The sequence below is a fragment of the Aeromonas crassostreae genome (assembly GCF_054052445.1).
In genome coordinates this window covers 26865-41671 of record NZ_JBSTYM010000004.1, presented here as the reverse complement: position 1 = coordinate 41671, position 14807 = coordinate 26865, and the positions used below count along the sequence as shown (strand labels likewise).

Annotated in this window: 12 protein-coding genes; 11 read left to right on the top strand and 1 reads right to left on the bottom strand. The window is 47.3% G+C overall.

Annotated features, from left to right (window positions below; genetic code table 11):
• Positions 1 to 83 precede the first annotated feature (83 nt).
• The 11 genes from ACW5W4_RS04360 to ACW5W4_RS04310 all read left to right on the top strand — a co-directional run bounded on the left by ACW5W4_RS04360 (position 84) and on the right by ACW5W4_RS04310 (position 13883).
• Positions 84 to 752 carry a TM2 domain-containing protein gene (locus ACW5W4_RS04360; RefSeq protein ID WP_111587619.1) on the top strand — a complete coding sequence of 223 codons (669 nt, stop codon included), beginning with the start codon at positions 84 to 86 and terminating at the stop codon, positions 750 to 752.
• Positions 753 to 764: 12 nt separating this feature from the next.
• Positions 765 to 1454, top strand: a complete 690-nt coding sequence (locus tag ACW5W4_RS04355; protein WP_111587618.1) for a hypothetical protein — start codon at positions 765 to 767, stop codon at positions 1452 to 1454.
• 161 nt (positions 1455 to 1615) lie between these two features.
• Complete coding sequence (locus ACW5W4_RS04350; RefSeq protein ID WP_456688550.1) at positions 1616 to 3058, top strand: hypothetical protein; 1443 nt, start codon at positions 1616 to 1618, stop codon at positions 3056 to 3058.
• Between the two features lie 459 nt (positions 3059 to 3517).
• Positions 3518 to 6529, top strand: a complete 3012-nt coding sequence (locus ACW5W4_RS04345; protein WP_429220335.1) for a DEAD/DEAH box helicase — start codon at positions 3518 to 3520, stop codon at positions 6527 to 6529.
• Between the two features lie 287 nt (positions 6530 to 6816).
• Positions 6817 to 7965: a hypothetical protein gene (locus ACW5W4_RS04340; protein ID WP_456688549.1), complete on the top strand. Its 1149-nt coding sequence runs from the start codon at positions 6817 to 6819 to the stop codon at positions 7963 to 7965.
• 92 nt (positions 7966 to 8057) lie between these two features.
• A complete protein-coding gene (locus ACW5W4_RS04335) occupies positions 8058 to 9200 on the top strand; it encodes a tyrosine-type recombinase/integrase (RefSeq protein ID WP_456688548.1) in 1143 nt (380 codons plus the stop codon).
• A gap of 67 nt (positions 9201 to 9267) precedes the next feature.
• The gene (locus ACW5W4_RS04330) at positions 9268 to 9462 is read left to right on the top strand and encodes a hypothetical protein (RefSeq protein WP_244054165.1); all 195 of its coding nucleotides are present in this window, start codon (positions 9268 to 9270) and stop codon (positions 9460 to 9462) included.
• 16 nt (positions 9463 to 9478) lie between these two features.
• Positions 9479 to 9931, top strand: a complete 453-nt coding sequence (locus tag ACW5W4_RS04325; RefSeq protein WP_456688547.1) for a hypothetical protein — start codon at positions 9479 to 9481, stop codon at positions 9929 to 9931.
• A gap of 78 nt (positions 9932 to 10009) precedes the next feature.
• Positions 10010 to 12874 (top strand): hypothetical protein, encoded by a 2865-nt coding sequence (locus ACW5W4_RS04320; RefSeq protein ID WP_456688546.1) that lies wholly within the window; start codon positions 10010 to 10012, stop codon positions 12872 to 12874.
• 473 nt (positions 12875 to 13347) lie between these two features.
• A complete protein-coding gene (locus tag ACW5W4_RS04315) occupies positions 13348 to 13608 on the top strand; it encodes a hypothetical protein (protein ID WP_456688545.1) in 261 nt (86 codons plus the stop codon).
• 8 nt (positions 13609 to 13616) lie between these two features.
• Positions 13617 to 13883, top strand: a complete 267-nt coding sequence (locus ACW5W4_RS04310) for a hypothetical protein (protein WP_456688544.1) — start codon at positions 13617 to 13619, stop codon at positions 13881 to 13883.
• A gap of 216 nt (positions 13884 to 14099) precedes the next feature.
• On the opposite strand, the gene ACW5W4_RS04305 is transcribed toward ACW5W4_RS04310, so the two are convergent.
• Positions 14100 to 14807, bottom strand: coding sequence for a PIN domain-containing protein (locus tag ACW5W4_RS04305; protein ID WP_456688543.1), 708 nt, complete (start codon positions 14805 to 14807; stop codon positions 14100 to 14102).

Genomic DNA, 14807 nt, shown 5'->3' with positions numbered 1-14807 from the left:
GCCTGACATGCCGCGACACCACCTGTCGTCGCTGTTTCACATTGTCGTCAACCATCCCGCAGTCGATATCCAAGGAGTAATGCATGAACACCATCAGCCTGCAAAAAGTGTCCGACAACACTCTTTGCTCCACCAGTCCCTATGAGCAACTCTTCGAGCATGTCGCCGCCCATTTGCAAGCCCAAGGCGGCACGTTAAAAACCATCGAGCGCACCCAAGGCAGGATCGAAGCAGCATGGAAATATGGCTTTAACCCTTTCGGTATGCGTATCACCGTGAATTTTGCCTCCCAAGGCGATGAGACCATACAGCTCACCCTCAATGGCTCGTTTGTCGATGCCATCGATACCTTCGGCGCCGCAAAGAAGAAAGCCCGAGCCATAACGGATGAGCTGCTGAAGCCTATCGATATCGCAGCATGGCCTATTAAAGAGGGGGCGGCATCCTCCCAACAACCCTCTGCCGCGACCACTCCCCCGCAGGTACCGCTAAACGGCGCAAACGCCGTTGCGCACCGTGGCAAGCGCAAGGGGCTCACCGCTGTGTTCGCATTCTTGGGCGGCGGCATTGGTCTGCATAAGTTCTACACCGGAAACTGGGGCTGGGGGCTTATCTACCTAGCGCTCTGCACCACCGGCCTTCCCCTGATCTTGTCCGTGATCGAGTTCATCCGTGTTTTGTGCCTGACACAGGAGGAGTTTGACCGTCGCTATAACTACCGCCCCATATCCGCGTTTTCATGGGTGTGGTGAGGAGCGCCTTGTATGAACATAAAAACTGCAGTCGGTTTAATGATGCTCTGCTCGACAGGCGCTTATGCTGGCGTACTCAGCATGCTGGATGTGGCAACCCTCAAGGAAAGCGAGCTGGAGATGTGCCCGAACATCTCCGTCGAGAAGATGGTCAACAGCTTTTTCGAAGACCCCGAGTGGACCGGCGGGAAAGCGGCGGATGGTCGGAAATTGGTGAATGTCAGCGGCACCATCACCTATGCCAGTCAGCCTGCACGGGCCATGGTGCAGGTCTGGATGCAAGATGATGGTTTTTCTGTGGAGGCGTTGGAGATTAACGGGCGACCACAGCCCGAGGGAATGCTGGATCTACTGCTAGAGAAAATGTGCCAGAGCGCCAGAGGTACTGACCATACCGGGGATCCACAGCAGCAAGCAGTCGAGCTGCCGTTCACGGGAACCCGGTACTTCAACTTCGGAGGTGAAAATGGGATTCAACAATCCATCACTATTGCCCCCAACGGACACGTCACATTGAGATCCCATGGTGCGACCTCTGTCTCAGTCGATTATCAGGGCATGTATGAAAACTCACTGCTGACCCCGGCGGGTAACTACCGCGTTCATGCCGACAAGATATATGTCACCGACGAAGGCGGAGACTTCCCTGACCCATCTGAGTGCGAAGTCATCGTGTGCGAGACAGAACTGTCTGCACCTTGATGCACTGAAGCCGAAACACAACGAAAAGCACGGTGAATAGAAACTCATAAATCAGAGGCTAATCAACATTTTATAGCCGTACACCGAGATAAAATTATCACGATGATAACGGACCATGCTTTGGGCGTTATCGCATACCAATAATAAACGGGAAACTAACAATGAAGAAAACCCCCTTGGCCATGATGTTGATGGCTACTTTGTCAGGCTGTGGCGGTGGTGATAGCGACGGTGGAAACACGGATAGTCCAACCCCACCGAGTGCCTCCTTGGCGATGTCAGGAAAGGCGATTGATGGATACATTCAAGGCGCTACCGTCTATCTCGATCTCAATTTCAACCGTCAGTGGGATGATGGTGAACCCAAGACAACCACCAATGATGCCGGTGATTATCGGTTAGAGCTGCCGGTAGACCTGCAAACCTGCGCTCAATACGCCCCCTTGGTGGTCGATGTGCCGGTGGATGCCGTGGACCAGGATCTTGGCCCGGTAACAGAAGCCTATCAGATGGTCCTTCCTCCCACCTTTGCCCCCATCACCAAGGATGATGTCTACCATGTGACGCCGCTGACCACGGTGCTCTGGAGCAGTGTAGAAAGTGAGCTGGCAGCACAATCGCAGACGACTTGCCAGACCGTCATGGCGAACCGGCAAAAGCAGGAGCAGTTGATCGCCTCGATGAAACAGGCCGTCAGCCGTGTTGTCAGTCACTACAACATTTCCGAGCAGAAGTTGTATACGGACTTCATCGCTAACGGTGATAGCGAGACAGGCACGCTGGCCCAGGAGATCGTGCGCGGTTTGCAGCAATCCTTCACCGAGACTGAAGCCTTGAAACGGAATAACCCGGACGCCACCTTTGTCTATGTCGATTACCACAAGGGTGATAGTCGCGATCACAACAATGCCTATCCGGATGCTTGGTATCGTGAAATCCAGTTGCAAGGGGCAGCCCAGAGCAGCACCGAGCTGGTGAAGGTGAGCGATGATTTCGCGCAAATTATCAAGACCATCATCTACGGTGAAGAGCGCCAAGTGACAGGCAATAACTACACCTACACAACCCGCTACGACTTTGAGTCGCGCCATGGGGACAACACCCCCTATAGCTGTGATATCAAGGAAACCCTCTCGGCCCGCTCAAACGCCAAGACATACACACTGGTGAATCTGGCCGAAGCATCGGCAGAGAGCTTCAACGACTGTGCTCCTGACGATATGGCGGCAGCGATCACCCACCGTTACGCCACCATCAGCTATGACGCCAACGATCTGAGTTACGTCACCCAGTTCATCTATAACCGACAGGTGGGCGCATTCAGCTTCCTGAACGACTGGGTTGGTCTGGAAGGGCAGCTATCCACCCTGAATATGGGTGAGCTCACTGCGGCTCTCGAAGCCCTCCCCTATCAGTACGACGAACCATCCCAAGATCCTGATGCGGCTAGCTGGGTCAAGAGCATGACGGCCAGTGAAAATGGCAATACCATCCGAACCAGTTACGACAGCGACGGCCTCTACAAGAAGCAGACAACCCATGCGGACGGTACTCATAGCCTGGAATGTGGCACGGACGGCATAAACTGGGGAACCTGTCAGTAATCCGGCACCATAGAGCAGAAAACACAGAGGTCAGGGCCGGGCGGCACTGGCCTCTTTATCGCACAACTTAGCTAAAACGGAACGGTCCTGACTAATGGCCGAGCCACATCTCCTGATCCAGCTTCAATCGCCCATATGAAAATCCATCATCCTGCGCAACACGCGTGAAATGCGTATTGCCGACTGTACGTAACTATCTGATTTATTGACGAAGAATGAATAGGTGTAACAGCGCCAATGGGGATACACACATTACACTGCATTCTCCCCTCCACTATAGACTCCTGCTTGAGGCACTTTGGGATGCCCAAAAAAGCAAGGGCGCTACATCTGCCTCGTAAAGAGATTTACCTGTAGGTCTTGATCGGGTATATGGAATTATGGATTTGATATGCTTACCAGCCATCGCGCTTCATAAAAAGTTCGATATAAGCCCCTTCACTGGCATGGATGATTACTGTGACAATCTTAGAATACTTGGATTCAGCACAAGAGAGATTAAGAGGCTGTCAGCTGGAGGCTGTACGCAACTTCGTCGGGTATGCAGAGAAAAACGAAACTGAGAAGGCATTCCTGATCAATCTACCCACTGGAGCAGGAAAAACCGGAGTTATTTCTCTCATATCACACCTGTCCGATGCTTTGAAGGTTCTTGTTATATGCCACCGAAAGGCAGTGAAGGATCAACTCTTTCGGGAAATATCGAGAAAATTTTTCCGCAATACGATTAATGACCCTGATTTTGAGCTAAAGAAGACTTACCGTGACTCTGATTTTAATCAGGGTGATGGGGTTTACATCACTAGCTTCCAAAAATTGACAAAACTGAGTGATGATGAGCTAAAAGAAGTACAACAAAGCTTTGATCTTATTATTGTAGATGAGGGGCACTCCGAACCTTCTCCTATATGGCGTGAAATAATACGTCAGTCCTCGGCAATGAAAGTTGTAATTACCGCAACGCCTTATCGTAATGACTTGTTTGAGTTAAACGTAAACACTGAGCATTTTTATGTTTTTACTTTTAAAGATGCTATAGATGATGGGGTTATCATGGCCCCACGATATGAACAGATAGAAAGTGAATTGGAGTTAACAGCAAAGATCCAAGACTATCTGAATGCTAATGACGATTTGAAATGCATTGTGAAATGTAAAAACCTGGTGGAAATACAAAAGTACCATGTTCTACTGTCTAGGCTATTCACAACAGCAAGTGTACATGAGCGATTAGATATAAATGAGGAGCAGAATAGGTTCAAAAGAGTGGGCCCTGCGCTTAAAGTAGAAGGTCTTCGAATTATCATTCACCAGCACAAACTTGACGAGGGGATTGATATCCCTGAGGCTAAATTGCTGATCCTCACCTATGAATTGGGAAGCGGGCGTGAACTAGTACAGGCGGTAGGTCGGGTCGTCCGTCGTTATGGGGAGGTTCAGCCATTGGTAATAGACCTTAGCCACGGAGCAAACGAAGGGATGTGGGAGAGTTATCAACGATTTGATGACTATCTTGCCAGTGGTGGGGCATCAGAATTTGTTCGCTCGCTCAGCACGAGTTATCTAATTGGGTCGTTTCTCGATAGTTTTCCAAAATACAGCTACTTTGATGGCAAATTCAAAGAAAGAGTTGACCTTAGTAGCCTTAACCCAATAGATGATTTCAATATTCCACATGCATCGGTATGTTTTGTCCAAAAAGGAGATAACTTCTCTCTACCTCTATTGATGGACCGACTTTATTGGGAATTGCACGGAACTGGAGCATTAGTTAAGACCTACGCTGATGTTCTTGATATGCAGGTTATCGTTTATGTTGAGTTTAATAGTTCGAGATTTTTTACAAACAAGCTCTTCTTTGAACCAAAACTGCACGTCATTATCGTAAAAGAAATTGAATCGGGTGTCGCTATCTTCGATAGTGGTGGCAGACGGTACTACAACCAAGAGCAGTATCGACTTCGTGATGCGATTCATATTGACAAGCTGACAGCTCTGGCTGCAAAGACAGCCATTCATCAAATCAAAGAAACACATGCCCGAGCTATCGGTCAGGCTGTTCGACGTCCGGAGTCTGTAGCGCTGAAGGGACAGAATCTTGATAGTGACCGTGGCAATCAGAGCAACTCCAAATACGCACTAACCATGGTAAAGGTCGACAACATTGGCATGGACGGAAAAAGAGACAGTAGCTTTTATATTGGTGCCAGGTCTGGGAGGGTTGTCGACCAAAAAGAAGCGAACTTCACGCTTTATGATATTTCTGAATGGGTTGATATGATAAGTCAGTGTATCAATGCAGGAGGAAACGCCGGACGACTGATCAAATCATATGCACAGCCAATAGTTAATAAACCTATTTCAAAAATACTGTCCGTGTTACTTGACTTTACGGATTGTAATAGTCCAACACCCACTGATAATGGTGTAGTCAATCCTGATTTTTTTTATGTTGACTATCAAGATGGTATTACATTCGACGCCCAAGGCGATCTGATAGAGCTCGCTCTGACCTATTTGGGTGAAGATGGTTATTTTGAGGTCGCTCTGACCGGAGCTTCTGAGGCACGAGACGATCTCAAATGGATAACAGCATTTTTAAACTCTGGCCACAGGTTGAAAGTACTATACGAAGACGGAGTAACGTACCTAGGCGGAGCGTTTTATAAACTTGCGTTGCCCTACGAGCGTGGAATTAGCGCCGCAGACAGCTTTGCATGTAATGCACTTTTTCCTCTTGATGCACTCAACTCTCGCAATCTTAAGGAAAAAGGGCATGCGATTGATGGAAAATATCATCTAACTACCAAGGATAATTTTGACACGAATTCTATCTTTCATCTTATTGATATGCTCAAGGGATACGGTGACCCGGCTACTCCACATGGTTCGCTTGGACCATTTGCAACATATATACCCGGATGTGATATAGTACTTTGCTGCGACATGGGTGTTGAACCGGCCGATTTCATTTTGTCCTCGCCAGAGAAGTTATGTTTTGTTCATGTTAAGTGTGGTGATACCTTAAAGCCTGAATCATCAGCCGGTGCCATCGCTGAAGTTGGTAGTCAGGCAATAAAAAACATTCATATGCTAATTTCTGGCAATAGCGAAATTAAACCTGGAAACTACTCAACATGGAAGAACTCTTGGCCCTCCGATAATGCAAAGCATCCATTGAAAACACGTTATAGGTTAGTAGATGGAATAATTAACCATCCAGCACCAGATGACGATTCCCTTTCCCAAAAAATATGGGATCTGATATGTACGAGAAGATTATCCATTAAGTGTAAAAAAGAAATTTGGATCGTCACAGGAAACTCGTTCTCTACCAAACACTTCATCACTAGCATGGAGAACCCGCAGGCCTGTTCGCCGACTAGCATTCAAGCGTATCAGCTCATCGAAGATTGGCTAAGCACTGCAGATGAACTAGATGTAGAATTAAAGATCTTTACATCACCATGATCAGTTTGCTCTGAATCTATAAAATACACAGTAATACTGAAAATCATATGGGCAATATGCATGATGATGGTTATTGAAAATCACTATGACTTATGGCCATCATCATCCATTGCCAGTGCTGTCATTCATCACTGCCGCCCCCCCAGCAAGCCCTCTACCTCACTCGAAAACATGATCTTGGTCAAAACAATGCTGTTTCCTCTTAGCTAGTACAGCGAGTAAGATATGTCAGGAAGTGCTTGTAAGTAGCAAAAATAGAAAAATTATATTTTTTATTTGGGTGATATATGGCTAAAGGAAGTTATAGACTCATCGGGCACGATGACCCTGATATCAGTTTCTTTTCCAGTCTGCTAGGAAAGGATGAGCTGCGTCATATCTTTATGAATGAAGATGGAAGACCTAGAAGTGATTTTATGAATACACGTTCCTTCTTCAACTCTGTAAATAATTTGTTTTATAGAGACGATGAAATGCGGCTAGCTCTCCCTTACTTTGAATATCTTCATGAGAAACTAAAGAATAAGATTGATAAGTTTTCACACAAAGAAGAAAAATACGAAAATTTATTATCCAAAGCAATGCGCTTATATTTTTTAAAGAATAGAAATAGTTTTATAGACCTAAGCTTTAAGCAAGACGTAACTATGCTCTTGCACTCTATGAATGATCTGGGGGCCTCCCTTTCCGTTACAATACAGGGTAGTGACACGCCTATCCCTTGGCAACAAGCCGAACCACATTGGGTCGACGTTCCAGCTCTAGCTATGGTTAAAAAAGCTAAATCATTTGCTAATTCTATATTTAATGCATTTCCTAAAAAAGAGATCCCTGGGACTGTAGATGAGCTTATAGCCTATATAGTCATGACATCTATTACAAACCCCATCATATATTCTCTTAGGATTTTTAATCGAGATAAACAACTACTTACTAACACCCCTCCCAGTGAAGCATTGCAGGAAACACTAGATAATTTTCAAAAAACGACAAATCAAATACGCATTGTTGTTAATATTTTTGCCATGACTGTTTATAAAACTCTTGATGACATCGAAACTTCGAGAAAGCTACAGCCACGCAGTAAAACAATGACACCTGACACCTACTTTCGCCATGACCAGATAACAAGGTCTTTTGGAGAGGGAACGACACATAAAGTTGCTTGTGTATCAACTAGGATAAGAAATATAACTTACAAGATTTGGCTATATTATTGGCAACACTCGCAACCAAAATTTCAATGCTCTAAGACTGATATAACCGAAGAGCACTATATAACGGGCCCTGAAATGATTATGGCACTTGACGAAGCATTTCCACTTACACAGATGGGGTCCAAGGATTCTAGCTCAGATACTCTTGCAACTAGACGAAACCTCATCACCGAAATGTACAAATATCCATCGCTCGTTGACTACTACTTCAATCACTAGGGAGCATGTTCTGACCAGCATGCATCACGCATGAGATAGTTCAAACCACGCATTGATTACTGTTACCTCCCCACTATCAGGAGGTAACAGTCATGCCCATCATCCCCCTACACTTCACTCGTAAAACCCTTGATGCCCTTCCTCCCCCTGCGAACGGGAAGCAGCAGGAGTACAAGGACGTAACGCATCCTCAACTTCGGATCATGCGCTACCCTTCATCCCTCTCCTTTCTGTTCAAGACCACCCATCGCTACCAGCCGATCTGTGAAACGCTTGGCACGTATCCATACATGTCGATCCAGGATGCTCGTAGCGCTGTTTATGAGCGAATGCAGGCACTCCAAGGCGGCACTTACTCGCTGGGCAAGAACAAACGGCTCGATGAGGTCTATCAAACCCTTTACCTCACCGACCTCAAGCTGAACAAACGTAACACGGCATCTGAGCTGTATAAGGTGAAGAAGTATATCCTGCCTCGCTTTGGTGCCAGCAAGATCGGAAAAATCGAGCGCCAAGACATTGAATCGTTCAAGCTCGACCTCTGTGCCCATCTCCAGCCATCCAGTGTAAACAAGATCCTCGCTGCCCTCTCCCGCATGTTCACGCTGTCGGTCGAACATGGCTATCTAGCTTCTAGCCCCATGAATGGGGTAAAGAGACTCAAAGAAAACAACCAGCGTCACCGAGTCCTCACCACGGATGAACGTCAGGGGTTTATCACGGCATGCCATGCGCTACAAACACCTGGGGCCAACTCCTTGTTGCTTTCCCTCTATACAGGGATGCGGATCGGTGAGGTGCTCTCGATCAAGAATTCGAACGTTCATCTTGATGCTGGTTATCTCGTCCTTCCTCTCACCAAAAACGGCCAACAGCACGTTGTACCGTTATCGACGTCAGCCATCGCAACGATTAGAGAGCAGCAGGCAGCGTTCGGCATTAAAGACTACTTATTTTTCTCTCCTAACCGGGCCAATGCCCCTTTAGCGTATCCGCGCCATGCCTTCGGACAAATCTGTAAACATGCGGGGATCCAAGGTCTATGTATTCACGATTTGCGCCGCAGCTTTGCCACCACCTTGCTCCAGGAAACCGGTGATCTGGCCCTGGCAGCTCAGACACTCAACCACAACTCCCTTGAGACGACACGGCTGTACGCGAGATATCAGGTCAACGAGCTCATCGAAAAAATCAACGCCACACAGGCTAGTTGGAGCAGCGTGCATGACAGATGAGATTTTATGTTCTCGATTTTTGGGACAGTAGCTCCAGTCGAACGAACAGCACAAACGAGAGGTCGCGATGGACGAAGACAAAATGATCACTCGAAGCGAGCTGGCCCAGCGATGGCGAGTCAGCAAGAGCTGGGTAGACAAACAGATGGTCATCGCCCCCGAGACGTTACCCCCGTTCGTCACCATCGGTCGGCAGACTCGCTTCCCCATCCAGGAAGTCATCCGCTGGGAAAGTGAACGACTTTCTCGGCTTACTAACTGATAAGAAGGTAAACATTATGGCAATGCAAAGCACTACCCAAGCTCAAACCAACAAAACTTCTTCGTTCGTGCGTTGTGGCACCAACTTGTTAAAACTCAGCGCCCTCACACGGAGCCTGATACTGCCGTCACAGGGTGACGATGGCACCTATTACCTCAGTCTCTGGCAACGTAATAACCCACAGCAGGCGGTGGCTGTTATGAAGTTCGATACGGAAGAAGAGGCGCTGACGGAGATGACCCAATTGTGTAAACAAGTTCAGCGCCAAACCAAAAGCAACCTGCTCGTGCTCGCCAACGGCTTCGTCGACATTGAATGGGTTGATCGTGTGGTTTCCATCGATAAGAACGAGGCGTTGCTCATCGGCCTGTTCAATGAATCTCTACAGGTACAACCCCATTGGCTTGTGTTCAAGACCGAAGAAGAACGCAGCGCTTGCTTAGACACCATCACAGCCCGGCTGCTCTAAGACATCTAGCCAATCAGCTGTAACAAAAGGGCCTGAGGGCCCTTCTTCAATTTCTGAGGCCAGAAAAAAATGAGCAACTTGGCTATCCCCCTCGGTCTGTACGACATGGATTATGACCATGTCATGCGTGAAGGCAAAGTCATCACCAAGCCTGCCGATACCAGCAATACGCCCCTATCTACTGATGTGACAATCGACTTGTTTGCTACGGCAGCATCACCGTTGGATGCTGTTCTCGCTTCTATCTGTGAGTCCCCCTTACTCAACAACGGCAAACTGGTTACCGCAGACGGATCCTCGATTGCTGACGACACGCAAATCCCCGGCTACCTGTTGTCAGCACAGGAGAATTCAACAAACAAGGCACTGCGGTTACGCACCCAGCATTATCTCAAGCCTGGGGAGACAGTGGTTCCCGCAAAAGGTGCAGGGATCCATATAGGCATAGACAGCGAATACGTATACAACCCCAAGACAATGCACAACGACATTCTCTCCTACCAGTTCTTTGTTAAAACGGAAAAAGGAGAGCACGCAGACATCATTTATCCCGCCTCTTCGAAGAAATCTGACCGACTGAGCTTTGAACGATTTATCAGCCACATCATTATTGAATGTAAAGCGAAGGGGCTAATCACAGAATGGCCCAAGCACGTATTTGTGTATGCCCATTTCCTAAGAGCAGACCTTGCCTCGTTTGGCGACTTCTGGCGGTTCAAAACTCAGGTTAATGGTATTCGCCGAACAGTGGCGTCCATACACAATGCCTATGGCATCGATCTTGAGAACGTCTTGCACCGTCAAGCTAAACCTGCCCCGCTGATTTTGCGAGACAAGCAGCGTAAAGCACAAAGAACCTTGATCACCTTTGTCGATACTATGTTACACACCCCTGGTGGTGCGGGCCTTGCAGCCGTTGGTGAACTCATTGGCTTACCAAAATTGTCACTCCCTGCGGGTTACTCTATTGATCGCATGGATGAACTACTCGCCAGCAACAAGGCAGCCTTTGAAGCTTATGCCCTGCGCGATGCCGAAATTGCAGTCAAATATGGCCTACAACTCCATGCATTCGCTAAGACACTGGGGCTTTCATCCCTGCCAAAGACGATTGGCGGCTGTGCCACATCGGTGTTCCTGAAACATCTGCGCGAAACGGGCCAAGACCGGGATCAGCTATTTGGAACCCATGAGGTGGTGCAAACTGGATGGAACAAAAATACATCCAGACCTGTGACCAAGACGATTCGGGAGATGACCCCTGCTGCAAAGCTATTCGAGAGTCTTGCCATCGATTGCTACCACGGTGGACGAAATGAATGCTTTTGGGGTGGCCCGACCCCCCTATCGCTCTTCAACGATTTCGACCTCAGCGGGGCCTATACCACAGGGCTCGTTGACCTTTTTCCCCTTGATTATGAGCGAGGGCGAATGACCACGAACACAGCTGAGTTCTGTGGCCATGTCTTTGGTCTTGCTCGCGTTAAATTTAGATTTCCAGACGGGACACGTTATCCCAGCCTACCGGTGCGTACTGAAATTGGCCTGTTGTTCCCCCTCACTGGTGAATCGCTCTGTACCGCACCAGAGATCGAGGTCGCACTCCGCATGGGTTGCCAGATTGAGATACATCAAGGTGTCATCATCCCTTGGGCAGATACGACACAGCGCCTGTTTGAACCCTTTGTCTCGCAGGTTAGGGAAAAACGCCAATCGTATGTGAAGAAATCCTTCGAAGAGCTACTTTGGAAAGAAATCGGTAACTCTCTCTATGGCAAGCTGGCTCAAGGTCTGAGGGGCAAGTCAGCCTTCGATACATCCAGTGGAGTGAGCAAGCCCATTGAGCGCTCCGCCATCACCAACGCATTCTTTGCCGCACATACGACCGGCCTGATCCGTGCCGTACTCGGAGAAGTCTTGGCCTCCATCCCTGCTCACCGAACAGTGGTGAGCGTCACGACGGATGGCTTCCTCACCGATGCAACCTATGACGAACTTGTGCTGACTGGCCCGATATGCCGCCGCTTTCAGGAACTGGGCGAGCGACTGGATGGCCCTGGCTTTCGGATGCTGGAGCAAAAACATCAGGTTAAACAGGTCATCGCGATGAAGACTCGTGGTCAACTCACACCAGAAGGCGTTGAGGGTCAGCCCCAAATCCTGGCCAAGGCTGGGGTTAAGCCCCCCTGCACTAAGGAGCTGCATCAGGCGTACATGCTTGACCTTTATCTGAATCGTACCCCCGGCCAAAAAGTCGAGAGTGACCATTTAATATCTACGGCTGAAATGTGGATCAATGAACGCGATCTCGTCTCCGTGAGCAGGTCAAAGACCCTGAATCTTGAGTTCGACTTCAAGCGGCAACCCATGCTGCCATCAATGCAGAGTGTGCTAGGCACCGAGCATATTTGCTTTGATACACGCCCCTGGCCGACGGTAGCAGCCGCTATGGAGCAACGTGTGGTATTCGATAACTGGCGGCGGTCGAACTGTCTGAAGACCCTCGATGACTGGGAGAGCTGGGAGGATTACTTCGTCTGCAAGGCGTCGATAAAAGGTTTACCAATGCGTATGACGGATGAGGGTTCGCTTGGTATCCTCAAGCGGGTTTTTCTGCGTGCTTATACCCAGTCCGCCTTCGGCATGACGAAAACGATGGGGTACGATGAGCTGGCCGAATGGCTGACGGTCAATGGCTGCCCAACCAGCGTGGATGACTGCAAGTCCGCCAAACGCGCCAAACTGGTCGGGCAGTGTGTACCGGTGACGACGCGCACCGTCCGCCTGATGCGGGTGATCCTGCAAGAGTGTCCAGGGATAGGTCTGGGGGCGCTGTTCAAGCCCGAGGACATGCCACAGCTCCAAGGCCGGTTGAACAACCCCAAGACCGAGATAGCGCAAATCACGCTGGATGCGCCGAGTCATGAAGTGATAACCGACTGATTGATATAGCAATATCTGGTTGGTGTAATAAGGCGATTGGGGAAGCAACATAATAATTGCTTCCCCTTCTTTTTACGTGGCACTGTAATGATGACTATACGAACCAGAACACGGGCCTCCTGGGCTATTTTTTGACGACAGATAGCCAGTCAGGGTAAAAAAAATGGCGGAATGGGTGGTTAGAGTCACTTTTCGAGGGTGCTACATGCCCCTATTTTGGTAGGGTTCCATTAAATAACAGAGTCTAATGACGCTCTATTTAAATCGGGGGCAAATCCAAATCCCTCTAAGATCGTTTTTCTAATTACCATGGCCGATGTCAAAACAGCTAAACTTTCACGGCGCACTAAATCTCACGAAATTTAAATCATTTAAAATCAACAACATGTGAAAGCATGTTTAGCTTCATCAAAAAAACGCTTGTCATCCCCACTTAAAGAAGTATATTTCTATCCATTGTAAGGAGGTGCTATATGACACGCACAATCGACGCACTTAAGCTTATTGTCGAAGAGCTAGAAGAGCATAGTAATAGATTAAGCTCTATTGAAGAGCGGGAACGAATCTCAGCTAAGGTTGCTGACCATCAGTCTCGCGAAATTGATCAGTTAAAGATTCGTGTTCGCGATATGGAAATTCGAGAAAAATCTCGAACCGGTACACCGAAGAAGAGTTTAGCTGAAGAATATAAACTTTCTCCCGGGCGAATTAGTCAAATCACAAAAACACACTGAGGTAAAACATGGGTACACTTACACAGCAAGGAGCATTTCGTAAAGATCGCAATGCTCTTAACCGTGCCAAAAAGGCAGAGGTATCTACTGCCGAAATAATTAATAAAATGGCGGCAACGCACTCGAAGCCAAATTCCGCACAAGCATTTGCAGAAGCTGCTGGAGCACTTATTCACGTAGAAGCCAACATGAATAAAGAGACTCCTATTCATGATGCTTTCGAAGCTATTTTAGAGGAACGCAGAGCCCTTGAAAGTGCTGGTGTTAGTGTTTAATTCATGCCTCTAATTTCCTGTGATCAAGCATCAGGTCAGGGCCACAACATCCACTGTTGTGACCCTTTTATTTTGTAGTTAATACCAACCGCTTAGCTAAAAATAGAAAAATCAGGAAATATTCTGCTTTAATTCATCTGACAGTATAGCGTCCACAAGGAAGATAACTGTTATAAGAAGCATATTGGTGTACCCTTGCGACTCTTAAATGGATAGTTATACTTGTCTTTTGGATATTGCGAGAACGTGATCAACGTTGTTGATCAAATCTGCATCATAAGCTTTAAACTGTGTATCTAGTGGTGACTTCAATTTTCCATATGTGCCAAAATCATCTTTGTTTGCAGTAAAGAATATTATTCTCTCTCTAAAGCCACCCAATCTTAGTTCATGACAAAGGTCTAAAAAACATTCAACAATCTCACAATCCTTAGGTTCTAACTTCCCCTTTCTTGCTGGTGCCTCTAATTTTCTAATTCTCTGCATAGCTTTTAATGTATGAGAGGTTGTTCTTTCAATTGAGCGACATGAATGTAAGAACCTTTCTGATAAGCCTTTAACTTTTGTTGATATATTTAGACTTGATATTCTCGGCGGTAACGAAAAATTACTATTCAGGAGCAAATTACTCACAGCAATTGCAGAGCATATACTCCTATCAATTTTATTTACCTCCCTATCCATCGTGGCAAGAACCCCATCGATATTATCATGCCATTCTTCATGGACGTTTTGACAGGATACAAGCCAACACGATTTTTCGTTCAACTTAATCAAATCGAGCATGCTACAAGCATAAGATTCCGATAAGTTATGCAAATGCAAAGAGTTTAGAATATCAAGAATTGAACACGTATCAAAAAAGAGTACTGGGAGTTCTTTTTTTAAGATATCAACCTTGACATCATTAGTGGATAAATACAT

Bases quoted from the DNA above. Each gene is read 5' to 3' on its own strand.
- ACW5W4_RS04360 (WP_111587619.1), top strand. From the start codon at position 84: ATGAACACCATCAGCCTGCAAAAAGTGTCCGACAACACTCTTTGCTCC.
- ACW5W4_RS04355 (WP_111587618.1), top strand. From the start codon at position 765: ATGAACATAAAAACTGCAGTCGGTTTAATGATGCTCTGCTCGACAGGC.
- ACW5W4_RS04350 (WP_456688550.1), top strand. From the start codon at position 1,616: ATGAAGAAAACCCCCTTGGCCATGATGTTGATGGCTACTTTGTCAGGC.
- ACW5W4_RS04340 (WP_456688549.1), top strand. From the start codon at position 6,817: ATGGCTAAAGGAAGTTATAGACTCATCGGGCACGATGACCCTGATATC.
- ACW5W4_RS04335 (WP_456688548.1), top strand. From the start codon at position 8,058: ATGCCCATCATCCCCCTACACTTCACTCGTAAAACCCTTGATGCCCTT.
- ACW5W4_RS04330 (WP_244054165.1), top strand. From the start codon at position 9,268: ATGGACGAAGACAAAATGATCACTCGAAGCGAGCTGGCCCAGCGATGG.
- ACW5W4_RS04325 (WP_456688547.1), top strand. From the start codon at position 9,479: ATGGCAATGCAAAGCACTACCCAAGCTCAAACCAACAAAACTTCTTCG.
- ACW5W4_RS04315 (WP_456688545.1), top strand. From the start codon at position 13,348: ATGACACGCACAATCGACGCACTTAAGCTTATTGTCGAAGAGCTAGAA.
- ACW5W4_RS04310 (WP_456688544.1), top strand. From the start codon at position 13,617: ATGGGTACACTTACACAGCAAGGAGCATTTCGTAAAGATCGCAATGCT.
- ACW5W4_RS04305 (WP_456688543.1), bottom strand. From the start codon at position 14,807: ATGTATTTATCCACTAATGATGTCAAGGTTGATATCTTAAAAAAAGAA.